The following is a 25,352-nucleotide window of genomic DNA, read 5'->3' as shown; positions in this document are numbered from 1 at the left end:
ATCGTCCTTCTGGGAATGAATATGACAGAAGCGGCGAATGACATTCGCCGCTTCATGTGCATCAATCTTAGAAGATCCAGGCCGCGTCAAGCGTGTTGTGTTTTTTTATCACTCATCGCCGGCCAGGGAACGGACCAGGTCAACGATCCGGCGGCGGACCTTCGGGTCCTCGATGCGGACAAAGGCCTTGTTCAGGGACAACCCTTCCGAAGATGACAGGAAATCGACCACATAAGAGGTCGGCTGTGTCTCTCCGAAGCCTTCGGCTTCTTCCGGGGTGCCCGGAGCATCTTCAAAGAAGAAGGAAACGGGGACTTTCAAAATGGTGGCAATATGCTGCAGGCGGCTGGCGCCAATGCGGTTCGTGCCTTTTTCATATTTTTGAATCTGCTGGAAGGTGATGCCGAGGCTCTCACCCAGTTTTTCCTGACTCATACCAAGCATCATCCGGCGAAGACGGACGCGGCTTCCAACATGTATATCAATTGGATTTGGAGACTTCTTACTGGGCATGTACGTCGCTCTTTCTTTTTCTCGCGGCGAATGTCCGCTCGCTTTAGTTAGTACAAGCTCTTCCTGATCCTCCCACCAGACCCGGAAAATTGAAGAAAGCCCGCAACCCTTCACTTGCACATGAATAACCTTCAATCGGCTATTTCACGGTTGTATCACACTTTAATCACTCAACTCAAACAAAAAACATCAATTTTCACGCGAGTTCTGGTTGCAGCGTGAAAAACACGCAAATCCCACAAGTGTTATCGAAATAAAGAGCACAGGAAGATCGCCAAATTTTACGTAGATAGTCCTGCTTAAACCCTGCGGAAGCTTCACATCAAGCACACCACGCTCGAAAATAGGTAGTTGTCCTACAATGTTTCCCGCCCCATCAACAATGGCAGATATACCGGTATTTGCAGCCCTTACGACGGGCAACCCGGTCTCGATTGCGCGCATACGGGCCTGCTCGAAATGCTGGTATGGCCCCGGCGTGCGCCCGAACCATGCATCATTTGTCACGTTCAACAAAAACGCCGTATTTCCGGTCACTTCGCCAGCAAGACCCGGAAAAATCACTTCATAACAAATAAGTGGCAGAAATCCGGTACCCGCCGAAGTTGACAGCACCCGGCGCTGATATCCGGCTTCGAAGCCCTCCAGAGGACCCGCAAGACTGGAAATCCCGAGCGTTTCCAGCAAGGGTTTCAAAGGTACGAATTCCCCGAAAGGAACCAGCCGCATCTTGTCGTAGAACCCTTCAACAGTGCCGTCATTTGCGATCAGGTAAATACTGTTGAAGTATTCGTTTTTTTGCGTTCCCGGCTCAGAACGTACCGCTCCGGTGGCAAGTTCACTGTTTTCCCCCAGGGCGTTGCCGATTTTGAACAGCGCACCGGGCTCCTGGGTCAGCAAAAACGGCACAGCTGATTCGGGCCACACAACCAGCCTCTGCTGCCCGACCCGTGCGTTGCCGCCCAAAGGCGCTTCCGTCATGTCGAGATAGGTGCGGAAGATCCCGTCCTTCAGTTCCGGCCGCCACTTGTCCGCCTGATCAATTGCCGGCTGCACGATGCGGATGTCGAGATCAGAGTCCACCGGAGCAAGCATCCAGAGGCGGAGGCAGCCAAAGACGGCCACAAGGACAAGGGCGCCAGCGGCCAGGGACACCGCTCCGGCCCGCTGGGTGAAGGGCCGGGTGTCCGCAAGCACGGCCGGTGTTGCCGCAATGGCAACCACAAGAAAAGTCAGTCCGTAAAGCCCCACCAGGCTGGCAATCTGTGTCAGCGGCAATACGCCGGACACCCCATATCCGAACGCGTTCCAGGGAAAGCCGGTCAGGACATGGCCACGGACCCAGTCCGACAAGGTCAGGCAGGCAGCCAGCAGCAAGATCCGCTGAAACCGGCCGCTCCAGAACACGGCCGCCAGTGCAACCCCCGCGCCGGTAAAGAGGGCCAGCCCGACCGGCATGGCCACAACGGCAAAGGGCATCAACCAGGCAAACCGGTCCCCATCCACCAGAAAGGCGGTTCCGATCCACCACAGTCCGGAGAGGAAATAGCCAAAGCCGAACAACCAGCCAAGGGCAAAGCCGGTGCGGACCCGCGCCCAGACCCGTCCGCGCCCCGGCTCGATGGCGCCATCCAGAAGCCAGACAAGGCAGGGAAAGGCAATCAGCAAGACCACAGACAAGTTGTAGGGTGGCAGCGCAAAGGCTGTTGCCGCGCCCAGAAGGATGCATAGGAGGCGCCGTTGCAGCCCCCAGGCGAGCAAGAACGTGTTTGGCAGAAAACTCAGCCTGTACGAGAGCCAATTCATCAAAACCGATCCCCAAATGCGATTTGGAGATTTGTCGGCTCCCCCGCAGGGGGGTCAAGGCAAAATGTCCGGCAACGCTTTGAAAAGCACACCCAAAGCGCTTTTAGCGCACACCGCATTTCATTGGATTTGCCTTTCGCAGCCTGAAATCCAGAGATTTCCGCGTAACAGGCAAAACGCTTTGATCCCGGAGCGCCGAGCCCCGCTCCGGGAACCGCCCAGCACCAATCCCGATTGGGATCAGGCGCTGCCGCTGGAAGGCGGTGTCTTGTCCGCCGCCACCTCTTCAGACGTAGTCCGGGGCTCTGCGGCGGCGTCCGCCGGTGCAGGCTCCGCCTTCTTCGGCCGCCGGCGCAGCTCCTGCGGCCGGGGTTCAGCCCGCCTGCGGCGGATCTTCAACCGTTTGATCCGCCGGGGATCCGCATCCATGATCTCAAATTCGAAGCCCGGCATTTCCCCGGGAACAAACAGCAATTCGCCGCGCACCGGAACCCGGCCAATGGAGACATAAAGAAGCCCGCCCAGCGTATCGACATCTTCAGAAATCTCGCCCTCGGTCAAACGGGTGCCAAGCGCCTTGTCGACATCTTCCAGAGGCAAACGCGGGTCCGCAATCCAGCCCCCTTCCCCGGACGGGGCCAGCATGGCCTCCTCATCCTCATCATGTTCGTCTTCAATGTCACCCACGACCTCTTCCACAAGGTCCTCCAGCGACACCAGACCGTCCGTGCCGCCATATTCATCGATCACCAGCGCCATCTGGATCCGGCCTGCCTGCATTTTGGCCATCAGGTCCGGGGCGGGCATGGAAGGCGGGACGAAGAGCAACTCGCGCACAAGGTCCGTTTCCTTAAGGGAGACCGACAAGTCCACACAGGACAGGTCCAGGTCCGGGCTGTTGTGCCCCTTGCGGCCTGACCCGTTGCCGCCATGGCCACTCCCGGATGTTCCCTGAACGGAAGAACCTGTTTCCGAAGACACGGCCGCGCTGCCAGCGGCGGCGTCCTCCGCCCCCTCGGGAAGACGGCTGCAGCCCTGTTCGGCAATGAAACTCATCAGATCCTTGATGTGGACCATGCCGCGCGGATCATCCAGCGTCTCTTCATAGACGGGCATGCGGGAATGGCCGCTCTTCTGGAACAGCTCCATCAGGCGGCTCAAGCTGGTATCGACATCGACCGCATCGATGTCGGCCCGCGGGATCATGACATCATCGACGCGCAATTCCCGCAGGCGCAGAATATTGCCGAGCAGCAAGCGCTCTTCGGGCGAAAACGCGGTGTCGCCACTGCCGCCGCGCGCCAGCTCGTCTTCCAGATTTTCGCGCAGGCTCGAGGACTGACGCCCCAAGCGCAGCATGCGTTTGAGATTTTCGAGAAAGGCCGCAGTCCGCTGCGGCTTGGTCTCTTGCGGGTCTTCTCCGTCCGGAGAGTGCCCCGTGCCGGCGGCTTTCGCGTCGCCTGCCGGACTTTGCGGTTCAACTGCGTTCATCATCTATCAAAACAAGAGTATCATGCCCCATGATGCCACCTAACCGCTGTCTGCCACAAGAGGACTGTCCGCATAGGGGTCATCTATACCTATCGATGCCAAAATGATCTTTTCCAGACGTTCCATCAATTCGGCTTCTTCATCGTCCTGGTGGTCATAATCGAAAAGATGAAGCAAACCATGAACGGTGAGATGGGAAAGATGGTCTGAAAATTCAACTCCCATTTCCTGCGCTTCGCGCTGGACCGTTTCAAAGGCAAAAACAATGTCCCCGAGAAGCGGGCCATAGACCTCACCCTGCGGGTCGCTGCCGGGAAAGGACAAAACATTGGTCGGCTTGTCCTTGTCCCGCCACTGGCCGTTCAGCTTCCGGATCGCCGCATCATCCGTAAACACCAGCGAGACTTCCGAAGTCGCAAGCGCCTGAAGATCCGCTCCGGCAAAGGCCGCCGCGATAGCGCGTTCAGACAGGCGCAGCAGCTCTGTCTCGTCAGGCCAGTTGCCGGCCTCCCGTGACAGGTCGATCTGAAATCCCGCTGGCAGGGCCATTCCGGTGGTCTCAACTCCGTTCATCTTCAGGCCGGACGGCGCCTATTGGGCAGCGTCCGCCTCCGACTCGCGCCGCCGCGCCTCATAGCGCCGCTCGCGTGCTTCGGATTCTTCGCGCGACGCATTGTCATAGGCAGTCACGATCCGGCCCACCAGCTCATGACGCACCACGTCCTGTTCGTTGAATCGGATATGGGCAACGGCCGGAATGTCGGTCAGAAGGCCCAGCGCTTCGCGCAAACCGGATTTCTGGCCCGAGGGCAGGTCGATCTGGCTGGGATCGCCGGTGACAATCATCTTCGAGCCTTCCCCAAGGCGGGTCAGGAACATTTTCATCTGCATGGACGTGGTGTTCTGCGCTTCATCCAGCAGCACAACCGCATTTGACAAGGTGCGGCCACGCATGAAGGCGAGCGGCGCCACCTCAATCATGCCGGACTGGAGCCCCCGGTCGACTTTCTCCGCCGGCATCATTTCATAAAGCGCATCATAGATCGGCCTCAGATAAGGGTCGACCTTGTCCTTCATTTCCCCGGGCAGGAAACCCAGGCGCTCACCCGCTTCAACGGCCGGGCGGGACAGGATCAGCCGGGCCACATCGCCCCGCTCAAGAAGGGCTGCGGCATAGGCCACCGCCAGAAAGGTCTTGCCGGTGCCCGCCGGACCCGTGCCGAAAATGAGATCGGCCCGGTCCATGGACCGGATATAGGCGTCCTGGGTCGGGGTGCGCGCCACAATGGTCTTGCGCCGGGTTGCAATCTGGGCAAAGGCCAGCCGCGATTTGGGCTCCAGCGTCGGCAGGGGCAATTGGGCATCGGCCGCCGCTGCCATCCTGAGGGCACCGTCCACATCGCCCGGATGGATTTCCTGGCCCTGCAGCAGGCGCTGATAAAGCGCCTCAAGCGCCGTGCGCGCCTGGGTGCAGGCCGTTTCGGAGCCCTTCAAGGTGACCTGATTGCCGCGCGCAATCGCATCCACCCCGAGCCGCTGCTCAATCAGGGCCAGGTTCTGGTCGAACTGGCCGAAGAGATCACCAATCAGCCGGTTGTCTTCAAAAGCAAGAACGATATGGGTCATGTCGGAGGCCAGCCCGGCCGGGGTCGAGGGATCCGATTGCTTGCGGGACGAAGAAGAACTGTCGCGCGTCAAATGACGTCTCCTTTAGAGCGCGGCCGGAACCGGCTGGGGATTCTCAAGATTATCTTGCCTGCCAATCAGCCGCCCGAACAGAGAATTAGATCCGATCTCGATGATTTCCACCGCTTGTATCGAGCCGATCAGATCCTCCGCTGCATCAATCTGCACCGGCTGCAGCCAGGGGGACTTGCCAACAAGCTGGCCCGCGTTACGGCCCTTTTTTTCCAGAAGCACGTCGCAAACCATGCCCTTGCGCGAGGCATTGAAGGCCTTTTGCTGCGCGCTGACCAGCGTTTGCAGCTCGGCCAGGCGGGCGGATTTCACTTCTTCCGGCAGCTGATCCTCCATGGCCGCCCCGGGTGTGCCGGGACGCTGGCTATACTTGAAGGAAAAGGCCGAGCCGTATTCCACCCGGCGGATCAGGTCCATCGTATCCTCAAAATCCTGATCCGTTTCGCCCGGAAAACCGACGATGAAATCGCCTGACAAGGCCAGATCGGGCGCAGCGGCGCGAATCCGGTCGATCAGACGGAAATAGTCCTCGCGGGTGTGACGGCGGTTCATGGCTTTCAGAATCTTGTCCGATCCGGACTGAACGGGAAGATGCAGATAAGGCATCAGGCTTTTCAGGTCCCGGTGCGCCTCGATCAATTCATCATCCATGTCACGCGGATGGCTGGTGGTATAGCGCAGCCGGTCGAGCCCATCGATTTCGGCCAGCCGGTGCAGCAGACGCCCAAGGCTCCAGGTCCCTCCATCCGGTGCCTCGCCGTGATAGGCGTTCACATTCTGGCCCAGCAGCGTGACCTCGCGCACGCCGGAGGCGGCCATGCGTTCGGCCTCGTCCACGATCTGTGCCACGGATCTGGAGACTTCCGCCCCGCGCGTATATGGCACCACGCAAAAGGTGCAGAACTTGTCGCAACCTTCCTGAACCGTCAGAAACGCGGCTGGAGGACGCTTGAGAACCGGCTTTTGCGCCCGCGCCGACAGGTGGTCGAATTTCGCATCAATATCAAATTCGGTCTCAACGATGCGCTTGCCCGCCCGCGCCTTGTCCAGAAGCCCTGGCAGCTGGTGGTAGCTTTGCGGACCGACGACCAGATCGACAATCGGTGCACGCCGGGAAATCTCAGCTCCTTCCGCCTGGGCGACACAGCCGGCCACGCCGACCATCATGTCCTTGCCGGATTTGGCACGCTCTTCCTTGACCTTGCGGATCCGGCCCAGCTCGGAATAAACCTTTTCCGCCGCCTTTTCCCGGATGTGACAGGTGTTCAGGATCACCAGATCCGCGTCTTCCAGGTCCTCGGTGGTCTGATAGCCTTCGGGAGCCAGCACATCGGTCATGCGCTCACTGTCATAGACATTCATCTGGCAGCCATAGGTGCGCATGAACACCTTACGCATGTTGCTGCCGTTTTTTGTGCCGGTCTCGGCCGGGGAAACGGCGCTGGCGGTCGTCTCACTGTCTTTGTCCGGGCGGCTTTCCATTCGCTCCTCGTGGCCTTGTCTGTGGCCGTCCTGTCTCGGTAACCGGTGCAGGGGATGTCTTCCAAAACCGCGTCATGCCGCTTCAGCAGCGCTGCCTTGTCCCGCAGACCGCCGGGCTGCGGCTGGTCCTTTGGGGCAGTCCCCTTTCGTCAGGCGCCACCTTTAGCCGTTTTTTCATCCAATGAGAAGAACCCGTTCTGCTCCGGCTCGCCGAAATCGGCCTGATCGACCGGCTTTTGCAGCAACGAGGCCAAAGTCAGCGCCCGCACTTCCCGTTCCAGGCGCAAGCTCAGCGCCTTGCGGTCAGTTGCTCTGTCAATGGCAACGGGCGTGCCCCAGCTCACGATCACATCCAGCGCGCCTCTTGAGAAGATCCCCCAAAGATGGCCCGCCAGTTCCATATCCCCATACCAGGCCACATGGGGCCGGTGCGCGCGGCCCATGGGCAGGCCATAAAAGCCCTGATAGGCAATGGAGAGCGGCTGCACCCAGACCTTGCCGTCTTCGCTTTCGCCCAATGCCCGGGTGGCAGCCCCTAGAAGCGCGGAACGGAACGGCAGAACACTGTTGCCGTCATTGGAGGTGCCTTCGGCAAAGAGCACCATGGCATCTCCTTGCCTTATGCGCTCTGCGATCTGGCTGGCCACCTTGCCGGTTTCAGAGCGGCGGGTGCGGTTCACGAACACCGTACGCTGCAATTTTGCAAAAAGCCCGAAAACGGGCCAGCCGGACACTTCCGATTTGGCGATGAAGGACAGGGGCATCAGGGAGCCAATCACCGTAATGTCGACCCAGGAGGCGTGATTGGCGGTGATCAGAAGCGGCCGGTCCGCAGCCGGGCGGCCCACCGTGCTGATCTTGATACCCACAAGGCGGGTTGCGATCCGGTGCCAGATCTGCGGCAGACGGGTCTTGAGGGCCAGGTCAAACCTGACCGCCAGCCATTGCAGCGGGATCAGCACGAGGGACACAAGGGTCAGGACAAACACAAGCCACGCGGCTTTCAGGTTAGCTATCATTCTGCTCGCTCTTGGAGCCCTCCAGAGGGACACCGTAAAGCTCCAGCCGATGATCAACAAGCTTGTAGCCGAGTTTCTTGGCAATGAAATCCTGTAGCGCCTCAATTTCCTCGCTGCGGAATTCAATCACCCGGCCGCTGCGCAGATCAATCAGATGATCGTGATGCTCATCGGGAACGGTTTCATAGCGGGAGCGGCCGTCGCGGAAGTCGTGCCGCTCGATCATGCCGGCATCTTCAAACAGTTTCACGGTCCGGTAGACGGTCGAAATGGAAATGCCCGGATCAATCGCCACCGCCCTGCGGTACAGCTCTTCCACATCCGGATGTTCTTCGGAAGCCTGCTCCAGAACGCTTGCAATGACCCGGCGCTGCTCCGTCATGCGCATGCCTTTTTCAATGCACATGTCCGCCAGCGTGGAGTGCCGTTCATCCGCCATGAAGTTGCTGCCTGCTTGTTGACTTGGTCTTTTGCGTAGTGCGGCTTAACGAAGATCCACGCGCATGACAAGCGCCGTGCCGTCGCCGCCGCTCTCGCTATAATAGGCCTTGCGCTCGCCCACTTGGCGGAAGCCGAGGCTGCGGTAGAGCAGCAGCGCCGGTTCGTTGGCCGCATCAACCTCCAGAAAGAGAGAACTGCACCGGTCGCTGTAGAGCCGGAACAGGCCGGCTTCCATCAGCTTCTTTCCAATACCCCGCCCGCGCTGGCGCGGATCGACCGCAATCGTGATGACCTCGGCCTCATCGGCCGCGCTGCGCAGGATCAGAAAGCCCAGCGGGGCCCGTGTGCCATAAGGGCTTGCGCGGCGGGCCACCAGCATGGATGTCCCGCTCTGCCCCTTCATGCGGGCCAGGTCTTCCGCCGTCCACTTGTTCGCAAAGGAGGCCGCATGGATACCGGCCAGCTTGGGCAGATCCTCGTCCAGCGCGTCTTCCACAACCGGCGGCTGGGTCCAGAACCACCAGAAACTCATTGCCGCTCAATCCTCCCCCGGGTTTGAGGCGTTGCATCAGGAGGCCGCAGATAAAGCGGCGACGGCGCGGAAAGGGCCGGGTCTGCGAGGACGCCCAGCTCTGCCACATCCCGGATTTCGGGAAAGCCGGCCCGGGACAGGATCCTGTCTCCGGAAAGTTCAAGCGCCGCCGCGACACTGTCTGCAGCCGATCCGGCCAATCTTATGCCCTTCGGCAGGGTGGCCGCAAGATCAGACAAGCGGCGCACACCGGCTGCGCTCAAGCTGCTGCCGGAAGCATCAAATTCCTGGCAATAGACCTCGTCAGCCTTGCCGGTGAGCGCCACCAGCACCGGTGCCCCGCCATCGGCAGGCGCCGAGGCCCGGGCGATGGCCGCCAGTGTCGTGATGCCAACCACCGGCGTGCCCAGCACCAGGCCAAAGCCGCGCGCCACGGCCAGCCCGACCCGGAGGCCGGTGAAACTGCCCGGCCCGACGGTCACCGCGACCCGGTCAAGACCGGAAAACGCCGTGGAGCTCTCGGCCATCACCTCGCCGATCATATCCATTAGCCGTTCGGCATGGCCCCGGCCGATTTCCTCGCCCAGCGCCCGGAAACAGGCCGAGGCCGCCCCGTCGTCAAGGACGGCCGCAGCGCAATTGGCAAGGGACGTATCGATGGCAAGCAGTCGCATGCCTATGCCACTACCTTCTTGCCGGTCCGGAGTCGAGCCGCGCTTTGGACCTACGCCCAATTGCGGGCTTGCGCTCCACAAAGAAAGCCCGATCCCTGCTTTCAGGCATTTGTTTCCAAAACGAAAAAGGCCCGGCGCTGCCGCCGGGCCCTGAGGATCGTCTCAGACATTCGTCAGATCGGCCGGACTTCTTCCACTTCCGGGACAAAGTGGCGCAAAAGGTTCTGGATGCCGTGCTGGAGGGTTGCCGTGGAAGACGGGCAGCCTGCACAGGCGCCGCGCATCGACAAATACACAATCCCTTCCTTGAAGCCCTTGAAGGTGATGTCGCCACCATCCTGGGCCACGGCCGGGCGGACCCGTGTTTCCAGAAGCTCCTTGATGGTATTGACGGTCTCCTCGTCGCCGTCTTCGAAGAATTCACCTTCTTCGATATCCTCCGACTGGCCTGCCGCCATGACTGGCTGCCCGGACATGAACTGTTCCATGATCACCCCGAGAATGGCCGGTTTCATGTGCTGCCAGTCCGTGTCGTCCTTGGTGACGGTCACAAAGTCATGGCCGAAAAACACGGCCACTACACCGGGAACATCAAACAGTTTCTCGGCCAGGGGGGACGCCCCCGCCTCGGCCCGCGAGCGGAAATCATAGGTGCCTTCGGGCAGAACAATCCGGCCGGGCAAAAACTTCAACGTGGCCGGATTGGGAGTTGCTTCCGTTTGAATAAACATTTTTGTCGTCCTTGGCGTTTTTCAACGCGTCCCTTCACCGGACGGGCAGCCTGCGTTAAGTGGCAGATTGTCCGGCCTGTTCACTGCGCGCCAAGCCGGAACACACCGGTTCTTCTCGCCTCGGCAACGCTGGTGTCCTGCGCCTCTCCTTCATCGCAAAACACCGATGGGTTCTTCTACCGCAAATCGGAGAAGTTTGGAACCGTTAAAAACTAGATAGGTGTCCGGCTGGCCGGATCAAGATCCCACAGAAAAACTGATCAGGCAGCCCGGTTCTGGCAGCCGTCTCAGGCAAGCGCCGCAATGGAATCATCGTCCAGATTGCCCGGCACGATGGTCACAGGTATCGGGAACGTGCCCGCCGATTTTCCGGCAATGGAGGAGACCAGCGGTCCCGGCCCTTCCGAACCGGTGCTGGCGGCCAGAACCAGGATCGCGATATCCGCATCGGCCTCGATCAGGTCCAGTATTTCTTCGGACTGGGTGCCTTCCCGCACAACCGTTTCCGGTTCGGTGCGGGCGACGGAGCGGATCCGCTCGGCGGCCTTGGCGAGGGTTGCCTCGGCCTTTTCCAGGGCTTCCGCCCGCATGATGTCTTCCACGCCCAGCCAATGCTGGAAATCGCCCGGTGCAATCACGAAGACGAGTGTCACGACCCCACTTGTCCGTGCCGCCCGCTTTGCCGCATAGACGATTGCCCTGTCGCATTCAGGCGTTTCATCAACCACGACCAGAAATTTCCGGCGGTGGCCCTCTTCGTTGCTTTTCCGAATAGCTACCATGGGTGCATGCTGCCACCGGCGCTCACGCATCGCAAGCAGGGAAATCCCGGCACGCGCTGCGCTTGCGCCTTACAGGATAAACTTCGACAGATCGACATTCTTGGCCAGATCGCCGATATTGTCCTTCACGAATGACGCCGTGATCTCGATGGTTTCCCCGGACCGGTCCGGCGCGGTGAAGGAGATCTCGTCCAGGATGCGCTCCATGACGGTCTGCAGGCGCCGGGCTCCGATATTTTCCACCGAGGCATTCAGGTCCACGGCCACAGACGCGATTTCCTCAATTGCGTCTTCGGTGAAGGACAAGCTGACGTTTTCCGTGTCCAGCAGAGCCACATATTGTTTGATCAGGCTGGCTTCCGGTTCAGTGAGAATGGCCCGAAAGTCCTCCTTGGTCAGCGCCCGCAATTCCACCCGAATCGGCAGACGGCCCTGCAATTCGGGCAGAAGGTCGGAGGGCTTGGCCACATGGAACGCGCCGGAGGCGATGAACAGAATGTGGTCGGTCCTGACCGGGCCGTGTTTCGTGGACACGACCGTACCCTCGATCAGCGGCAACAGATCGCGCTGCACCCCTTCGCGGGAGACATCCGCCCCGGCCCGGCCTTCCCGGGCGCAGATCTTGTCGATCTCATCCAGAAACACAATGCCGGAATTCTCCACAAGGGCGATGGCTTCCTCAACGACCTTGTCCTCGTCCAGCAACTTGTCGGATTCTTCATTTATCAGCAGCGCATAGCTGTCGCGCACTGTGGTCCGCTTGGTCTTGGTCTGGCCGCCAAAAGCCTTGCCAAGCAGGTCGGACATATTCATCACCCCGACGCTTGCGCCAGGCATGCCGGGAAGATCGAAGCTGGGCATCTGCGTCTGGGCGCGCACCTCCACCTCGATTTCCTTGTCGTCCATTTCGCCGTCGCGCAGTTTGGCGCGGAAACTGTCCCGGGTCGCCGGGCTGGCATTGCTGCCCACAAGCGCGTCCAGAACCCGCTCTTCGGCCAGAACATGGGCCTTGGCCTTGACCTCTTCGCGCTTCTTGTCCCGGATCAGCGTAATACCGGCTTCCACCAGATCGCGCACAATCTGTTCCACATCCCGGCCGACATAGCCGACCTCGGTAAACTTGGTCGCTTCAACCTTTGTGAAGGGGGCATGGGCCAGTTTTGCCAGACGCCGGGAAATCTCCGTCTTGCCGACCCCGGTCGGGCCGATCATCAGGATGTTTTTCGGCAGCACTTCCTCACGCATTTGACCTTGAAGCTGCTGACGCCGCCACCGGTTGCGCAGGGCGATCGCCACGGCGCGCTTGGCATCTTTCTGGCCAACGATATAGCGGTCGAGTTCGGATACGATCTCCCGCGGAGAAAAATCGGTCATTTTTTAAGATACGCCTTCCGTCTTCATATCTTGCATCTGCAGGCAGCTGCACGCGGTGACACAGCCCCGGGGCAAGGCCATGAGAGACAAGCCCTGTGCCCGGCCCGGCGCGGCCTATTCAGCAGCATCCAGCACCTCGACTGTCACGCTGGAATTGGTGTAGACGCAGATTTCAGCGGCCACAGCCATGGCCTTGCGGGCAATTGTTTCCGCATCATAGCCGGTCTCCGCCAGAGCCCGTCCGGCGGCAAGGGCATAGTTGCCGCCCGAGCCGATGCCCATGACGCCACCTTCCGGCTCCAGCACATCGCCTGTCCCGGTCAGCACCAGCGACACATTCTTGTCGGCCACCAGCATCATCGCTTCCAGGCGGCGCAAATACCGGTCCGTGCGCCAGTCCTTGGCGAGTTCCACACAGGCCCGCATCAGCTGGCCCGGATATTGTTCCAGTTTCGCTTCCAGCCGTTCAAACAGGGTGAAGGCATCGGCTGTCGCCCCGGCGAACCCGGCAATCACCTCGCCCTTGGCCAGAGGCCGGACCTTGCGGGCGGAATGTTTGATCACGGTCTGGCCGAGGGACACCTGGCCATCACCGGCAATCACCACCTTGCCGCCCTTGCGCACCATCATGATCGTCGTCCCGTGCCACTGGGCCGGTTCGCGCGTCTCGCTCATTCAGTCCTCTTGGGTTTTTCCTTGCTGCCGCCCTATGTAGGCGGCATTTCCATCTTTTCCAAGCTCTCTTTCAGCTGCGGCAGGCCACCAGCCCCTTTGCAAGGCCTTGCCTTCAGTGGGACATTTCGATCCGGGTCGCCTTGAGCAGCGCCTCAACCAGCTTGTCCAGCTGGCCGCTTAGCCGGTCATCCGCCAGATCGCCACGCTCGTCGAACGCAGAAGAAGCCTTAGGCACGGACACCATTTGCGGCAGAACCAGCGCGCCCAGGCCCACTTCCAGGATGGTACGCATGCCGATCAGACCGCGCATGCCGCCAAAGCCTCCCGGAGAGGCCGCCCCGAGCGCAAACACCTTGTTCCGGTAAGGCTCCCCCGGATCGCGCACCCGGCTGACCCAGTCGAGCGTGTTTTTCAAAAGCGGTGTTATCCCGGCATTATATTCCGGACAGGCGAGAAAGACTCCGTCCTGCCCGCTCAGCAGGCGGTGCAGCTTGCGCGCAGTTTCCGGCACCCCGTCCGTGTCTTCCAGGTCGCCGTCATAGACCGGCAGCGGATAGTCTTTCAGCGACAGGCGGGTCACCTCTGCATCCAGAATGGTAAGCCGCTTGGCCACCAGCGCCGTCAGCTGAGCATTCAAAGAACCGCTGCGCACCGAGCCGGAGCACACAAGTATTTTCGGATTACGCATCAACCACCTCTTCTCAGCTGAACCTATTCCCTATCAAACGGGTCCTAAAGGCATATGGCAAGCGGGAGCGGCTTCGCCACCCCCGAATGGCGGTCCAAGGAAGAGGCGCAGGCTCAGAACAGGCTGGCAATGAAACCGGGCACGCATTTGACCGCATAGGTCCAGTCGTCCTTGCGCCACCTGGACATTTCGTAGAGAGAGTCGCCCAGCTCTTCGCCCATTTCGGCAAACAGACGGGTCGGCCCCTGTTTCATCCGGGCAACCAGCCGGTTCAACCGTACCGTATCGATTTCACCTGTCTGGATCAGGTGGATGGTGCCCAGCACCAGGGTGGTCATGCTGTCCACGCCAGACGCCCCCAGGCCGATCGGATCACAGGCCCGGATGACCTGAAACACCTTGCTGTTTTTGGCCGCGCCCGGGGCAATTGCCTCAACAAGGCTCTGCAGCCCCTCAACCATTCCGGCCCAGGGGATCGCCTTGCCCATGAAAAATTTGTAGAGCTCGGTCGTGCCATACAGATAGTCGCCTTGCTCGAACTTGTCGGCCACCTCGATCATCACAATCACATGGCCTGCCGCTCCGGCCTTGCTGCCAAGGGAGCCCAGGAACCGGCCGAATTTCGATGCCGGGGCCGAGATTGCGTCCAGCGCGCCGATCTGACGGCCGCGCATGCCGGAGACCGCCTTCATGACCTCCCGCGCCTCAGCCGGCGAGAACCCCCACTTGCGCAGTTGCGCCCAGGCGGCGATCAGCTTGCGGGCATCTTCAGCCCGGCCGATTGTGCCGAGAAACTTCTTCATGTTGGGGAAGCTCTTGTCGATCAGCTCCCGCCGGAATTCGTCAAACGCACTGCTCTCGCCCAGATTGGCCGCCTCTTTGGCCAGCAGCTTTTCGGCCGGTGTGAGACGCTGATCGCGCACCGTGTCATTCGACACTGTCGACGGGTTCGCCTCCGGTGGAATGCACATGCGCTGCCAGATTGAGGCAGACTGCGGATCATTCATGGCGCTGATGGTGCGTTTGGCCGGGTCCACCCGCCCGTCCGGGCGGCGCAACCGGACCACACTGACCTGAAAATCCTTGATGGTGCCAATGGTTTTCGATCCCACACGGCCATCAACGACAAGGGCCTTGCGTGAGCCGCCCATGAGGGCATTCAGCCGCGTTTGGACAGTTTTAACATCGAGTTGCTCGTTTTTCCCGAACCGGCCCACAGAGCCGGTAATACCAATGCTTGAGTTGATCATGTCGAAAGCCCAATGATTTAAAAAAAATACGAATGTCTGTTCCTGCAGTGTAAAGACCTGAGCCCGCCAATCCGTGTGATTCGCATCACGAAAACGGCAGACGCAAGGTGTCCTCTGCGGAGAAGACTTTAAACTCCGGAAAAATATTACGTAAAGGAAATTTAGTGCCACGCACTCCTGCAAGTGCCGTCAATGGCCCTTACGGTAGACCCAGACCCTCGCCGGCGGCAGGTTTTTCCAGACCCATTCGGAACTGTGCACCGAAACGCCACGGGTTTTCGGTTTCACCGGCGCAGCAAGCCCATAGGAAAACTGTATAAAGGGGGCGCCGGGTTTCAAGAGCCTCAGGGCGTCAGTCAAAAGCGCGCGGCGCACGGGCTCCGGACGGGTCAGAAGCGGCAGAGACGAAACGATGCCATCCAGCTCCCCCCGGCCGGAATCGGCTGTACGGTTCTCTCCCGATAGAAAACCGCCGTCCTGGGCGAGCGTTTGGGCAAGCGCATAGGCATCCCCCTGAAGCACTGTGAGGCCCGGATACCGCAAGCTCAACAAGTCGCAGAAATCGGCGCTGTATTCGATGAGATTGAGATGCGGATGGACAAAGCCCCGGTCCATGAGCGCCTTGGTCACAACACCGGTGCCCGGGCCAAGCTCCACGATGCGCGAATGGGGGCGTGGCACGATATAGGAGGCCATTTTCGCGGCCAGATCCGGGCCTGACGGGGCCACGGCTCCGGTTCTCAACGGGTTTTGGGCCCAGGAGCGGATGAATTTCATCTCATCGAGCACCCGGCTGCGCACGGCTGCGGCCTTGTCCAGCTTTTCCCGGAACCTGTCGACGCGAAAATTGTGGCGCTGCAGCATGTTACCTCACTCGCTCCCGAGAAACGAATATAGGGAGGCTCGTCAGATTTTGCCATAAAAAGACGCACAAATTGCGTGATCAGGTTCCCAGATTGTCGATGAAGTCTTTCACCTTCGAAAAGAACCCGGCGGATTCTGGATGGTTTTCGCCAGAAGATTCCTTCTCGAATTCCGCAAGCAATTCACGCTGGCGGCGGGTCAGGTTGGTGGGGGTTTCCACGGTGACCTGAATATACATGTCGCCATGCTGGCTGGAGCGCATCACGGGCATGCCCTTGCCACGCAGGCGGAACTGCTTGCCGGTCTGGGTGCCTTCCGGCACTTTCACCCGGCTGGTGCTGCCATTGACGGTCGGCACGTCGAACTGGCCGCCAAGGGTCGCCGTCGACATGGAGATCGGCACGCGGCAGTAAAGATCCGCCCCGTCCCGCTGGAACAGGTCGTGGGGCTTGATGGACAGGAAGATATAGAGATCGCCCGCCGGGCCTCCGCGCACGCCCGCTTCGCCTTCTCCGGCCAGACGGATGCGGGTGCCGTCCTCAATTCCGGCCGGAATGTTCACCGAAAGGGTCCGGTCCTGGGTCTTGCGGCCGGTGCCGCCACAGCTTTCACAAGGGTCGGAGATCACCTGCCCCCGGCCCTGACAGGTCGGACAGGTGCGCTCCAGCGTGAAGAAGCCCTGGGCAGCGCGCACCCGGCCCGCACCGCCACAGGTACGGCAGGTGGTCGGGCTGGTGCCCGGCTTGGCACCGGACCCGGCACAAGTGTCACAGGTGATGCTGGTCGGCACCTCGATTTCGACCGTTTTGCCCACAAAGGCATCTTCCAGGGAAATGTCGAGATTGTAGCGCAGATCCGCACCGCGCTCGCGCCCGCCCGACCGGCGGCCGCCGCCCCCTCCGCCCATGCCGAAAAACTCTTCGAAAATATCGGACATGGTGGAGGAAAAATCATGGGCTCCGGCCCCTCCGCCGCCGCCAAACCCGCCATTTTCAAAGGCGGCATGGCCAAAGCGGTCATAAGCGGCGCGCTTCTGGCCGTCTTTCAACGTGTCGTAAGCCTCGTTGACTTCCTTGAACCGGGCTTCGGCCTCTGCATCCCCCGGGTTCCGGTCAGGATGGTATTTCATAGCCATCTTGCGGTAGGCACTTTTCAGAGACTTTTCGTCCGCTTCACGCGCGACGCCCAGCACCTCATAGAAATCACGTTTGGACATCAAGATCTCTCGGTCTTGTTGTTGCGCCGCGGGCAGCCTGGATGATCCGGCGCCCATAACGGCGAAAGCGCCCGCCGCGCACCTGACAGGTCAGGCAACCAAACGGCCGGCGCTGGACTGAAACAGCCAGCCGGAGAACCGGCTGGCTGTCATCTGTAAAGGTTAAGCCGACTTCTTGTCGTCGTCGTCCTTGACTTCCTCAAAGTCCGCATCGACCACATCGTCCTCAGCGGCGGCGCCCGCCTCGTCACCGGCATCGGCTTCAGCGTCAGCCTGGGCGGCCTGATACATGGCTTCGCCGAGTTTCATGGACGCTTCGGCCAGAGCCTGGGTCTTGGCCTGGATGTCTTCCAGATCGTCCCCTTCCAGAGCGGTCTTCAAGGCTTCCAGAGCGCTTTCGATCGCGGCCTTGTCATCGGCAGAAACCTTGTCGCCATAGTCCTTCAGCGACTTGTCGGTGGAGTGGACCAGGGATTCGCCCTGGTTCTTGGCTTCCACCAGTTCCTTGCGCCGCTTGTCCTCATCCGCATGGGATTCAGCGTCCTTGATCATCTGATCAATGTCGCTGTCGCTGAGACCACCGGAGGCCTGGATCCGGATCTGCTGTTCCTTGCCCGTGCCCTTGTCCTTGGCAGACACGTTGACAATGCCGTTGGCATCGATGTCGAAGGTGACTTCGATCTGCGGCACGCCGCGCGGCGCGGGCGGCAGTCCGACAAGGTCGAACTGGCCGAGGACCTTGTTGTCCGCCGCCATTTCCCGCTCGCCCTGGAAGACCCGGATGGTCACTGCTGTCTGATTGTCTTCAGCGGTAGAGAACACCTGGCTCTTCTTGGTCGGGATGGTCGTGTTGCGGTCGATCAGGCGGGTGAAGACACCGCCCAGGGTCTCAATCCCGAGGGACAGCGGGGTCACGTCGAGCAGCAGGACGTCCTTGACGTCACCCTGCAGAACGCCGGCCTGGATCGCAGCGCCCATGGCCACCACTTCGTCCGGGTTCACCCCCTTGTGCGGCTCCTTGCCGAAGAAGGTGCTGACGGTTTCCTGGATCTTCGGCATGCGCGTCATGCCGCCGACCAGAACCACTTCGTCGATCTCACCGGCGGCAAGGCCGGCATCCTTCAAGGCGGCTTTCATCGGCGCAATGGTGCGCTTGACCAGATCTTCGACCAGCGACTCGAACTTCGCCCGGGTCAGCTTGAGCGTCAGGTGCTTCGGACCCGAGGCATCCGCCGTGATGAAGGGCAGGTTGATTTCCGTCTGCGACGAGGAGGACAGTTCGATCTTGGCCTTTTCAGCAGCCTCTTTCAGGCGCTGCAAGGCCAGCTTGTCCTGGGTCAGGTCAATGCCCTGATCCTTCTTGAACTCGGCGGCCAGATAGTCGACCAGAACCATGTCGAAGTCTTCACCGCCCAGGAACGTGTCCCCGTTGGTGGACTTGACCTCAAAGACGCCGTCGCCGATCTCCAGGATGGAGACGTCGAATGTGCCCCCGCCAAGGTCATAGACCGCGATGGTTTTGCCGTCATTCTTGTCAAGACCATAGGCCAGTGCGGCGGCCGTCGGCTCGTTGATGATGCGCAGCACTTCCAGACCGGCAATCTTGCCCGCATCCTTGGTGGCCTGACGCTGGGCGTCGTTGAAATAGGCCGGAACGGTGATGACCGCCTGGGTCACGCTCTCACCCAGATAGCTCTCGGCGGTTTCCTTCATTTTCTGGAGGATGAACGCGGAGACCTGGGACGGGGAATATTTGTCGTCATTTGCCTGCACCCAGGCATCGCCATTGTCGGCCTTGACGATTTCAAACGGGACAAGCTTCTTGTCCTTCGCCACGGTCGGGTCGTCATAGCGGCGCCCGATCAGGCGCTTGACCGCAAACAGCGTGTTGGTCGGGTTCGTGACGGCCTGGCGTTTTGCCGGCTGTCCAACGAGCCGCTCCCCATCATCGGAAAACGCCACCATCGACGGGGTGGTGCGGGCGCCTTCCGCGTTTTCGATAACCTTGGAATCCTTGCCGTCCATGACGGCGACGCACGAGTTGGTCGTGCCGAGGTCGATACCAATGACCTTTGCCATATGTGCCTCTCTTTCTAGCAAACCGGATAGACCCATGAAGGCGTCAGTCCGGCTCCTTTCACTTGGGTTCCGGGACATCCCGGACATCGCACCAGGGCAGGAACCCGGTATTTGGTGCGAGCTTGAACGCTATATAGGTGGAGGAAACTTTGCCCGCAAGACACCTTTGCCCTCTCAAGGGTCCAGCATAGGGGATAATTTCATTCTGATGGTTACCGGCCCCTGGCGGAGACCGCCTGCCCTGCAGGCCTGCCCGTAATGCCGCAGCTTTCGCATTTGCTTTAGGCTTTTGCCATAGAGTTGGCATGAATATGAGGCGGATTGTCCGCAGCAGACGCCCCAAGTCAAACGAGACAACCCATGAAAGACGCAGACCTGTGGACCCGCCTGACAGCCTGCCATCCGGACGCGGTTGAGGCCGATTTCCCGTTTTCAGGGCGCCTTGCCCGGGACAATGGCTGGTCCCGCGCCTATGCGTTGCGGGTGATCGGTGAATATCAGCGCTTTGCCTATCTGTGCATGCTGAACACCGGCATGAAAACGCCGAGCGACGAGGTGGATCAGGCCTGGCACTTGCATCTGACCTATACCAGGCATTACTGGGGCCCGTTCCGGGAGGCGCTTGGGGCCCCGCTGCACCACATGCCGACAAAGGGCGGGCCGGATCAGGCCGCGCTTTTTCGTGCCGCTTACGAAGACACGCTGCTCCTTTACGAAAGGGAATTCGGCGCCCCGCCGCCGCAGGATATCTGGCCCCCCACTGAGATCCGATTTGGCAAGGCGCCGTATTTCAAGCGGGTGAACGGCGCCGATGTCTGGCTGGTGCCCAAGCCCCGCTGCGCTGTGCTTTTGGCAAAGCTCTCACGCAAGCTGGCGGCTTTGCCCAAACGCGCGCCCCGCCTTGTGACCGCAAGCGCCGCGGTTTTTCTGGGCACGAGCCTGGCATTTGCCCATGGCGAGCCGGCCGGGGACACGCCTTTGGAGAAACTGCGCAACATGGTCTGGCACTGGGCCCTGGAACACACCTTCGGGTTCATTGCCGGGGTTGTGATCACCGTTGCCGCCCTTGCCGTGCTTTTGAACAAAGCGTCCGGAGGCAAATCCTCAGGCTGCGGTTCTGGCTGCAGCTCCGGCTGCAGTGGTGGTGGTGGCAGTGGCGGGTCCGGATGCGGCGGCTGCGGTGACTAAAGAAACGGGCAATGAGGCTGCACGATGCTTCAGAGAGGATCAGCCATTCACAAAGGGCGGGACCTTCAAAGAGGCTTTGCCCCCTTTGCTGGCAGACCTTGCTAAAGATCTGCTAAAAGGGGGCATGCCAGCGCCCACGCTTCAAGACCCTTCCGGGCTGACCTACCATCCCGGCTATTTCGACCGCATGGCCCAGGAAGCTTTGCGCGACGAGATCCGCCACATTGTGGCGCGCGCGCCACTGTTTCAGCCGGTCATGCCGAAAACCGGCAAACCTTTCAGCGTAAAGATGAGCAATTGCGGCCCGCTCGGCTGGGTCTCCGATCTGGACGGCTACCGCTATCAACCCGTGCACCCGGCTACCGGCGCACCCTGGCCGGACATGCCGGCCGCCCTGTCCGGCCTATGGCAAGACCTGGCCCCGGACGCGCCGCCGCCGGAGGTCTGTCTCATCAACTATTATGCCTCCGGCGCACGCATGGGCCTGCACCAGGACAAGGATGAAGAGATGTTCGAGGCACCGGTCATCTCCGTCTCCCTCGGCGACACGGCCACGTTTCGGATCGGCGGTGTCCAGCGCAAGGACCCGACCCGCTCCCTGCGTCTGCAATCTGGTGACGTGGTCCTTCTCGGCGGCCCGGCCCGCCTGGCCTATCACGGCATTGACCGGGTCCTGAGCGGCACCTCCGCCCTCCTGAAATCCGGCGGGCGGATCAACCTGACCCTGAGACGGGTGACGGCGGTTTAAGGAAGATCTGGCTGGTAGAGCATCGTGCGATAAGTTTGCACCATTGATACCGAGCCCGTCTCGTTGGAGACACATCCCATTTTCAGCGGGTCACAAACTGGACTTCCAGCCGATGTTTTCAGTTTCATTGCGGGCGCCATACCACCGATGGCCATGTTGCGACTGCCGCCGTAAAAATATTTTGTCGGTTATGGACCGCTGGCAGCCGCCTGCAAGCTGTTCCTTCAGCCCCAGCAGGTCTTCCAGAATGAGGCCGGCCAGCAGCCAGCTCAACCCCGGCAACTTTCGAGCGCAGCCGGTTGACCTGATCCAGCCCCAGTTCGATCAGTCTTTGGTATGCACCGTCTTCCACATCGACAGACTGCGCCAGCTCGCAGACGGATCGGGGCTCCCCTTTTTTCGGCAGCGCAGGGTTCCCCCCGCGCTGCCGCTGCCATTTTCTTCTGCGGGAAAACTGCCCCCGGGCCCGGCCTTCAGCTCTTCAGCCAGCACCGGCCCCGGGGGAAACAAACCTAATGCAAAGCCATAAAAAATAGCTAAGCTGCGCGGAAATACGCTGCGCAATTCCGTGAAGGCCAACAATCCTTCGCCAATCAATTTATGAAATATTGGTAATTTTAACAATTGTCGGTTTTGTGGTCGATTGTTGACCGCAATATGGCGACATCTTTGGATAAGAAGCCTTTTTTATCATATTCTTAGGCTCACCCAGCCCTAACCCAATGAAAACCCTGAGTTAGTTTTGTCCCTGCTGACAGGCTGCAACAGGAACCGGCCTGCGGGACTTTTGATTTAATTTGGTAGAAAAAAATAATAATGCGCGCAGTGTGGGAGCCTGTGAACTGCGCGCTGCCAGCCCGGTGGCCTTGGAAGCCCCCCCCCCAGTCCGGACCGGCCCGCAGAAGGATCGCCCGCCGCAAAAGAAAGTTTTGCGCGCGCGCACGAGAGAGAGAGACGCGCCCGCCGTGCCGGAGCCCACCCCGACAGCCCTCTGTGCCGCTCAACGCGCCTTGTTTGCGGCGAAGGTTCGTCTCTGTGAATTTGAAGGAAAGGCTTCCAAGGAAGATGGGCAGAAGGCGGCTCAGTCACGCTGCCTTGGGCACGGCCCGGATGGCGCAGACCTCGTGAAACACCGGCGTTTCCGGGTCCTGATCAAGCAGGGCCTGGGCATCGCAGGCGGAAAGAGGCGTGTTTGCGTCCTTGTCGGCAAAGAAAGAGCAGACGAGATCCTTTTCCAGCCCGGTGCCCTGCAGGGCCTTTTCAAGCATCACGAAAAAGGAAATGTCGGTGCCCGCATCCTGCAGCACGATCTGGGAATGGAGCTTTTCAGGCGCAAATCCATTGGCCTCGAACAGCTCGAAAATAAGGCCGGTGCCGATCCGGCAGCCGAAATTCATGATGACCTCGGCCTGGGGCGCATGCTCACGGATGCGGTGCAACAACGCCTCGTTCAAGCCAAGGCCGACCGAATTGAAAGGATAGTCGTCAAACGCGGCCCAGGGATAATAGTGGGCAATGTGGTCCGCCGCCCGTTCACCCGCCCCGTCGGGCAGTTCCACCGACTGGGCATCACGGAACGCGGCCAGGCGCCGGTCCCCCGGATCGCCCACCTGGGGAAGGCATCCAATCACCACATCCGTTTCAGCAATCCTGGCCCGGGCTTCGTCCGTGTCGATCAGGCTGACCGCACCCTTGACCGGAAAAAACTGGCTTGCCTCGTCCGGTGCCAGGCTGTGCACATTGCGCTCGGCCAATTCCACCAGCCTGGGATCCAGGTCGCTGCCCGACACGCTGGCCGCGCCGCACAGGCGCAGCAAAAAGGCGACATTGGTCCCGGTGCCAATGCCGACTTCGTAAATGCGCTTGCCTTCAAGACCGGCCCGCTCCAAGCCTTTTTGAAAGGTCTCTGTCCAGGGGTCCTGCGGATCGAATGCAAAATTCGGGACTTCCGGTGTCGGCCCTTCAGCGGCCGCAGGTGCGGGTCTTTCTTTTACGTCGGCAATCACAACAACTCTTTCCCTATGATTCCGGACCGTCTTGCCGCCCGGAAGACACAGCTTTCAGATCATCCGTTGACCTGTTCGCACTCTAGCGCCAGCCCTCCCGGGGGAGCGCCTGCTTCTCCTGTCCAATCCGCGCCCTTTGCCTGCTATTGGGGGCAGGTAAGCAGGCGCACGGACGCCACTTCTTCTCCGAGGGAGCGGCGCAGGCGGTCATGGTTGCATTCCGCGTCGACAAGAATATCGAGAGGCAGCGCTTTTTCCGCGCACCCCACAAGCGCCTGCTTAATTCGCAAAACCGTTGGTGCCACTGACAATCCGTTGCAATCAACTGCGTTGGAAACGTCCATCTGATCTTCTCCTTTTCAGGTGAACAGCCTGACCGGCTGCCGGAAGCCTGCGACTTGCGCGCGCAGCAGAAACGGCCAGCCACAAGGCGCTGCTTCATCGAATGCACGCAAAACATCCAAGACCGCACAGCCGAACAGCCAAGCCTTGCACGCCAGCTTCCATGTTGCCCGGTGAAACAGACACCAGATCCCTGGCCGCCCACCGGAAAGAGTGTGTTTGTTTGGCAGACCGGCCAGCCAATGACGCGGCAACCGGAAGGTTTGGGCACCTGACTTTCGTGTTGGCCCCATGCCACCATGGACGGCGGCATTTCAAACCTTTGCCTGTTCGCAGGTGTGCTCCGCATCTATTCTCTCCGGCGGCGCAAGCAAAGCCGCGCCATCGCAAAGAAGATCAAACACCTGCCTGTGCCGGGTAAACAGCACTTCAAGATATGCAAAGGCTAAGCAGCGGATTGTGGCAAGTCAAGGAGAGTCTTGATTATTTTGTGTGCACGAATTTTAATTAGCCAGCATATTTGGCGGCATCTCGCGAATTCACCGCATGCCCGAACAAAAATTACAAAAGCTTAAAGTTTCAAGGCAATTTACCTTGAAATCCCGATCCGCCTCAGAAACCGACGGCTGCCTCTCTTTCAGGCAGAGCGCGCCCCTGTCGCCCTGCATAGGTATCAGCCAAGCGACAGCCCCCCCCCCCCCTTTACGGCTTGCTATTCATTTGTATAACTATGTGCCTGACTTCCTGAAGGCCCCTCCTGGGCTCCCCCCACCAGAGCTGAAGGACTGCACACTATGGGACAAAGCGAAACGATCAGCGGTGTCCTGCTGAGCAGCACCTTGGATCTCAGGGCCTATTACGGGCTTGGTGCACAGGAAACGGAAAGCGGCATCCGCCTGCTCACGCCGGACGAGGTGACCAGGCCGGAAGAGATCCGCTTCGCAGTCTGCTGGCTCCCGGCCGCTGATGCCTTTGATCCCTATCCAAATCTGGAAATGGCCATGTCGATCGGCGCAGGCGTGGATGCTCTTGTGGCCCATCCGGGCCTCGGCCAGACCGTCCTGATCTGCCGGATCCGGGATCCCCATCAGGCGGATCTGATGGCCGGTTATGCGGCGCATGAGACCCTCCATGCGCTGCGTGGATTTGACCGGATGCAGGCCGCACAGGCGGAGCGCAAATGGGCGCCCCTGCCGATGCAGCCGCCAACCAACACGAAAATTGCCGTTCTGGGAAACGGCACCATGGGGCAGGCCGTTACACGCGGCCTGACGGCCCTCGGATTTTCCGTCGCTGTCGCCTGCAGGCGCCCACCGCAGACCCCGCTTGACGGTGTGGCTTATTTTACCGGAGCGGAAGCTCTTCACCAGGCCGCAGACGGCAGTGCCGTGCTCATCAACGTGCTGCCGCTGACAGCTGAAACCGAAAATGTGCTGAATGCGGACCTCTTCGACCGGCTTGCCCCCGGTGCCTGGCTGATCCAGATCGGCCGGGGGGAGCATTTGCACGACTCGGACTTCGCCAGAGCCATTGACAGCGGCCAGCTGGCCGGGGCCAGCCTGGATGTGTTCCGCACCGAACCCCTGCCAGACACCCACCCGTTCTGGGGCGATGCGCGCATCCGGATCACGCCCCATATTGCCAGCGATTCCACCCCGGATATTGTTGTGGAACAGGTGCTGCACTCTGCGCAGCAATTGCGTGCCGGACAACGCCCCGCCCTTGCCATCGACCGGGCCCGTGGCTACTAGCG

Annotated in this window: 26 protein-coding genes; 3 read left to right on the top strand and 23 right to left on the bottom strand. The window is 60.4% G+C overall.

Translation table 11 applies throughout. The features are described 5' to 3' along the window. Nucleotides 1-108: 108 nt before the first annotated feature. The 19 genes from ACXAH0_RS21735 to dnaK form a co-directional block, all read right to left on the bottom strand. On the bottom strand, nt 109-513 hold the full coding sequence (locus tag ACXAH0_RS21735; RefSeq protein ID WP_319387580.1) for a helix-turn-helix transcriptional regulator: 405 nt from the start codon (nt 511-513) through the stop codon (nt 109-111). Between the two features lie 189 nt (nt 514-702). Then, nucleotides 703-2,319, bottom strand: coding sequence for an apolipoprotein N-acyltransferase (gene lnt / locus ACXAH0_RS21730; protein ID WP_475180108.1), 1,617 nt, complete (start codon nt 2,317-2,319; stop codon nt 703-705). A gap of 240 nt (nt 2,320-2,559) precedes the next feature. After that, the gene (locus ACXAH0_RS21725) at nt 2,560-3,813 is read right to left on the bottom strand and encodes a transporter associated domain-containing protein (protein WP_475180105.1); all 1,254 of its coding nucleotides are present in this window, start codon (nt 3,811-3,813) and stop codon (nt 2,560-2,562) included. A 36-nt stretch (nt 3,814-3,849) separates the two neighbouring features. Next, on the bottom strand, nt 3,850-4,383 hold the full coding sequence (gene ybeY, locus ACXAH0_RS21720; RefSeq protein ID WP_475180104.1) for an rRNA maturation RNase YbeY: 534 nt from the start codon (nt 4,381-4,383) through the stop codon (nt 3,850-3,852). An 18-nt stretch (nt 4,384-4,401) separates the two neighbouring features. After that, entirely contained in the window at nt 4,402-5,436 is a 1,035-nt protein-coding gene (locus ACXAH0_RS21715; RefSeq protein ID WP_475180157.1) for a PhoH family protein, read from the bottom strand. 84 nt (nt 5,437-5,520) lie between these two features. After that, the gene (gene miaB / locus ACXAH0_RS21710; protein ID WP_475180101.1) at nt 5,521-6,990 is read right to left on the bottom strand and encodes a tRNA (N6-isopentenyl adenosine(37)-C2)-methylthiotransferase MiaB; all 1,470 of its coding nucleotides are present in this window, start codon (nt 6,988-6,990) and stop codon (nt 5,521-5,523) included. Between the two features lie 149 nt (nt 6,991-7,139). After that, on the bottom strand, nt 7,140-8,009 hold the full coding sequence (gene olsA, locus ACXAH0_RS21705; RefSeq protein WP_475195008.1) for a lyso-ornithine lipid O-acyltransferase: 870 nt from the start codon (nt 8,007-8,009) through the stop codon (nt 7,140-7,142). Then, nucleotides 7,999-8,448 (bottom strand): Fur family transcriptional regulator, encoded by a 450-nt coding sequence (locus ACXAH0_RS21700; RefSeq protein WP_475180095.1) that lies wholly within the window; start codon nt 8,446-8,448, stop codon nt 7,999-8,001. The genes olsA and ACXAH0_RS21700 overlap by 11 nt, the downstream gene beginning before the upstream one ends. A gap of 45 nt (nt 8,449-8,493) precedes the next feature. After that, on the bottom strand, nt 8,494-8,982 hold the full coding sequence (locus ACXAH0_RS21695) for a GNAT family N-acetyltransferase (protein WP_475180092.1): 489 nt from the start codon (nt 8,980-8,982) through the stop codon (nt 8,494-8,496). After that, nucleotides 8,979-9,656: a tRNA (adenosine(37)-N6)-threonylcarbamoyltransferase complex dimerization subunit type 1 TsaB gene (tsaB, locus tag ACXAH0_RS21690; protein ID WP_475180087.1), complete on the bottom strand. Its 678-nt coding sequence runs from the start codon at nt 9,654-9,656 to the stop codon at nt 8,979-8,981. Before tsaB ends, ACXAH0_RS21695 begins: the two co-directional genes overlap by 4 nt. Before the next feature lie 173 nt (nt 9,657-9,829). Further along, nucleotides 9,830-10,387, bottom strand: coding sequence for a NifU family protein (locus ACXAH0_RS21685; protein WP_475195006.1), 558 nt, complete (start codon nt 10,385-10,387; stop codon nt 9,830-9,832). Between the two features lie 287 nt (nt 10,388-10,674). Next, entirely contained in the window at nt 10,675-11,169 is a 495-nt protein-coding gene (locus tag ACXAH0_RS21680) for a universal stress protein (RefSeq protein ID WP_475180081.1), read from the bottom strand. A gap of 69 nt (nt 11,170-11,238) precedes the next feature. After that, nucleotides 11,239-12,543, bottom strand: coding sequence for an ATP-dependent protease ATPase subunit HslU (gene hslU, locus ACXAH0_RS21675; RefSeq protein ID WP_475180079.1), 1,305 nt, complete (start codon nt 12,541-12,543; stop codon nt 11,239-11,241). A gap of 114 nt (nt 12,544-12,657) precedes the next feature. Then, entirely contained in the window at nt 12,658-13,218 is a 561-nt protein-coding gene (gene hslV / locus ACXAH0_RS21670) for an ATP-dependent protease subunit HslV (protein ID WP_475180075.1), read from the bottom strand. Between the two features lie 112 nt (nt 13,219-13,330). Beyond that, the gene (locus ACXAH0_RS21665; protein WP_475180070.1) at nt 13,331-13,906 is read right to left on the bottom strand and encodes an NADPH-dependent FMN reductase; all 576 of its coding nucleotides are present in this window, start codon (nt 13,904-13,906) and stop codon (nt 13,331-13,333) included. A 113-nt stretch (nt 13,907-14,019) separates the two neighbouring features. After that, complete coding sequence (locus tag ACXAH0_RS21660; RefSeq protein WP_475180067.1) at nt 14,020-15,156, bottom strand: peptidoglycan-binding domain-containing protein; 1,137 nt, start codon at nt 15,154-15,156, stop codon at nt 14,020-14,022. 189 nt (nt 15,157-15,345) lie between these two features. Next, nucleotides 15,346-16,020 carry a class I SAM-dependent methyltransferase gene (locus tag ACXAH0_RS21655; RefSeq protein ID WP_475195005.1) on the bottom strand — a complete coding sequence of 225 codons (675 nt, stop codon included), beginning with the start codon at nt 16,018-16,020 and terminating at the stop codon, nt 15,346-15,348. Between the two features lie 79 nt (nt 16,021-16,099). Beyond that, nucleotides 16,100-17,236 carry a molecular chaperone DnaJ gene (gene dnaJ, locus ACXAH0_RS21650; protein ID WP_475180060.1) on the bottom strand — a complete coding sequence of 379 codons (1,137 nt, stop codon included), beginning with the start codon at nt 17,234-17,236 and terminating at the stop codon, nt 16,100-16,102. A 162-nt stretch (nt 17,237-17,398) separates the two neighbouring features. Then, a complete protein-coding gene (dnaK, locus tag ACXAH0_RS21645) occupies nt 17,399-19,315 on the bottom strand; it encodes a molecular chaperone DnaK (RefSeq protein ID WP_475195004.1) in 1,917 nt (638 codons plus the stop codon). 360 nt (nt 19,316-19,675) lie between these two features. On the opposite strand from dnaK, the gene ACXAH0_RS21640 reads away from it, so the two are divergent. Together ACXAH0_RS21640 and ACXAH0_RS21635 are read left to right on the top strand one after the other, a co-directional pair. Further along, on the top strand, nt 19,676-20,503 hold the full coding sequence (locus ACXAH0_RS21640; protein WP_475195003.1) for a glycine-rich domain-containing protein: 828 nt from the start codon (nt 19,676-19,678) through the stop codon (nt 20,501-20,503). 124 nt (nt 20,504-20,627) lie between these two features. After that, a complete protein-coding gene (locus ACXAH0_RS21635) occupies nt 20,628-21,251 on the top strand; it encodes an alpha-ketoglutarate-dependent dioxygenase AlkB family protein (protein WP_475180047.1) in 624 nt (207 codons plus the stop codon). Nucleotides 21,252-21,341: 90 nt separating this feature from the next. On the opposite strand, the gene ACXAH0_RS21630 is transcribed toward ACXAH0_RS21635, so the two are convergent. The 4 genes from ACXAH0_RS21630 to ACXAH0_RS21615 all read right to left on the bottom strand — a co-directional run bounded on the left by ACXAH0_RS21630 (nt 21,342) and on the right by ACXAH0_RS21615 (nt 23,601). Further along, nucleotides 21,342-21,524: a hypothetical protein gene (locus ACXAH0_RS21630; protein WP_475180041.1), complete on the bottom strand. Its 183-nt coding sequence runs from the start codon at nt 21,522-21,524 to the stop codon at nt 21,342-21,344. A gap of 51 nt (nt 21,525-21,575) precedes the next feature. Then, nucleotides 21,576-21,875 (bottom strand): hypothetical protein, encoded by a 300-nt coding sequence (locus ACXAH0_RS21625; RefSeq protein ID WP_475180038.1) that lies wholly within the window; start codon nt 21,873-21,875, stop codon nt 21,576-21,578. Nucleotides 21,876-22,336: 461 nt separating this feature from the next. Beyond that, on the bottom strand, nt 22,337-23,257 hold the full coding sequence (locus ACXAH0_RS21620; protein ID WP_475180033.1) for a hypothetical protein: 921 nt from the start codon (nt 23,255-23,257) through the stop codon (nt 22,337-22,339). Between the two features lie 143 nt (nt 23,258-23,400). After that, nucleotides 23,401-23,601, bottom strand: coding sequence for a hypothetical protein (locus tag ACXAH0_RS21615; RefSeq protein WP_475180031.1), 201 nt, complete (start codon nt 23,599-23,601; stop codon nt 23,401-23,403). 792 nt (nt 23,602-24,393) lie between these two features. On the opposite strand from ACXAH0_RS21615, the gene ACXAH0_RS21610 reads away from it, so the two are divergent. Further along, nucleotides 24,394-25,350 carry an NAD(P)-dependent oxidoreductase gene (locus tag ACXAH0_RS21610; RefSeq protein WP_475195002.1) on the top strand — a complete coding sequence of 319 codons (957 nt, stop codon included), beginning with the start codon at nt 24,394-24,396 and terminating at the stop codon, nt 25,348-25,350. Nucleotides 25,351-25,352 lie beyond the last annotated feature (2 nt).

The organism is Roseibium sp. AWQ4_290, assembly GCF_056160985.1.
This window is presented reverse-complemented; position numbering and strand designations above follow the sequence as displayed.

Bases quoted from the DNA above. Each gene is read 5' to 3' on its own strand.
- ACXAH0_RS21680 (WP_475180081.1), bottom strand. From the start codon at position 11,169: ATGGTAGCTATTCGGAAAAGCAACGAAGAGGGCCACCGCCGGAAATTT.
- miaB (WP_475180101.1), bottom strand. From the start codon at position 6,990: ATGGAAAGCCGCCCGGACAAAGACAGTGAGACGACCGCCAGCGCCGTT.
- ACXAH0_RS21615 (WP_475180031.1), bottom strand. From the start codon at position 23,601: ATGGACGTTTCCAACGCAGTTGATTGCAACGGATTGTCAGTGGCACCA.
- ACXAH0_RS21695 (WP_475180092.1), bottom strand. From the start codon at position 8,982: ATGAGTTTCTGGTGGTTCTGGACCCAGCCGCCGGTTGTGGAAGACGCG.
- ACXAH0_RS21700 (WP_475180095.1), bottom strand. From the start codon at position 8,448: ATGGCGGATGAACGGCACTCCACGCTGGCGGACATGTGCATTGAAAAA.
- tsaB (WP_475180087.1), bottom strand. From the start codon at position 9,656: ATGCGACTGCTTGCCATCGATACGTCCCTTGCCAATTGCGCTGCGGCC.
- hslV (WP_475180075.1), bottom strand. From the start codon at position 13,218: ATGAGCGAGACGCGCGAACCGGCCCAGTGGCACGGGACGACGATCATG.
- ACXAH0_RS21660 (WP_475180067.1), bottom strand. From the start codon at position 15,156: ATGATCAACTCAAGCATTGGTATTACCGGCTCTGTGGGCCGGTTCGGG.
- ACXAH0_RS21665 (WP_475180070.1), bottom strand. From the start codon at position 13,906: ATGCGTAATCCGAAAATACTTGTGTGCTCCGGCTCGGTGCGCAGCGGT.
- olsA (WP_475195008.1), bottom strand. From the start codon at position 8,009: ATGATAGCTAACCTGAAAGCCGCGTGGCTTGTGTTTGTCCTGACCCTT.
- ACXAH0_RS21610 (WP_475195002.1), top strand. From the start codon at position 24,394: ATGGGACAAAGCGAAACGATCAGCGGTGTCCTGCTGAGCAGCACCTTG.
- ACXAH0_RS21725 (WP_475180105.1), bottom strand. From the start codon at position 3,813: ATGATGAACGCAGTTGAACCGCAAAGTCCGGCAGGCGACGCGAAAGCC.
- dnaJ (WP_475180060.1), bottom strand. From the start codon at position 17,236: ATGTCCAAACGTGATTTCTATGAGGTGCTGGGCGTCGCGCGTGAAGCG.
- ACXAH0_RS21635 (WP_475180047.1), top strand. From the start codon at position 20,628: ATGCCAGCGCCCACGCTTCAAGACCCTTCCGGGCTGACCTACCATCCC.
- ACXAH0_RS21655 (WP_475195005.1), bottom strand. From the start codon at position 16,020: ATGCTGCAGCGCCACAATTTTCGCGTCGACAGGTTCCGGGAAAAGCTG.
- ACXAH0_RS21640 (WP_475195003.1), top strand. From the start codon at position 19,676: ATGAAAGACGCAGACCTGTGGACCCGCCTGACAGCCTGCCATCCGGAC.
- lnt (WP_475180108.1), bottom strand. From the start codon at position 2,319: ATGAATTGGCTCTCGTACAGGCTGAGTTTTCTGCCAAACACGTTCTTG.
- ACXAH0_RS21715 (WP_475180157.1), bottom strand. From the start codon at position 5,436: ATGACCCATATCGTTCTTGCTTTTGAAGACAACCGGCTGATTGGTGAT.
- ybeY (WP_475180104.1), bottom strand. From the start codon at position 4,383: ATGAACGGAGTTGAGACCACCGGAATGGCCCTGCCAGCGGGATTTCAG.
- dnaK (WP_475195004.1), bottom strand. From the start codon at position 19,315: ATGGCAAAGGTCATTGGTATCGACCTCGGCACGACCAACTCGTGCGTC.
- hslU (WP_475180079.1), bottom strand. From the start codon at position 12,543: ATGACCGATTTTTCTCCGCGGGAGATCGTATCCGAACTCGACCGCTAT.
- ACXAH0_RS21685 (WP_475195006.1), bottom strand. From the start codon at position 10,387: ATGTTTATTCAAACGGAAGCAACTCCCAATCCGGCCACGTTGAAGTTT.
- ACXAH0_RS21735 (WP_319387580.1), bottom strand. From the start codon at position 513: ATGCCCAGTAAGAAGTCTCCAAATCCAATTGATATACATGTTGGAAGC.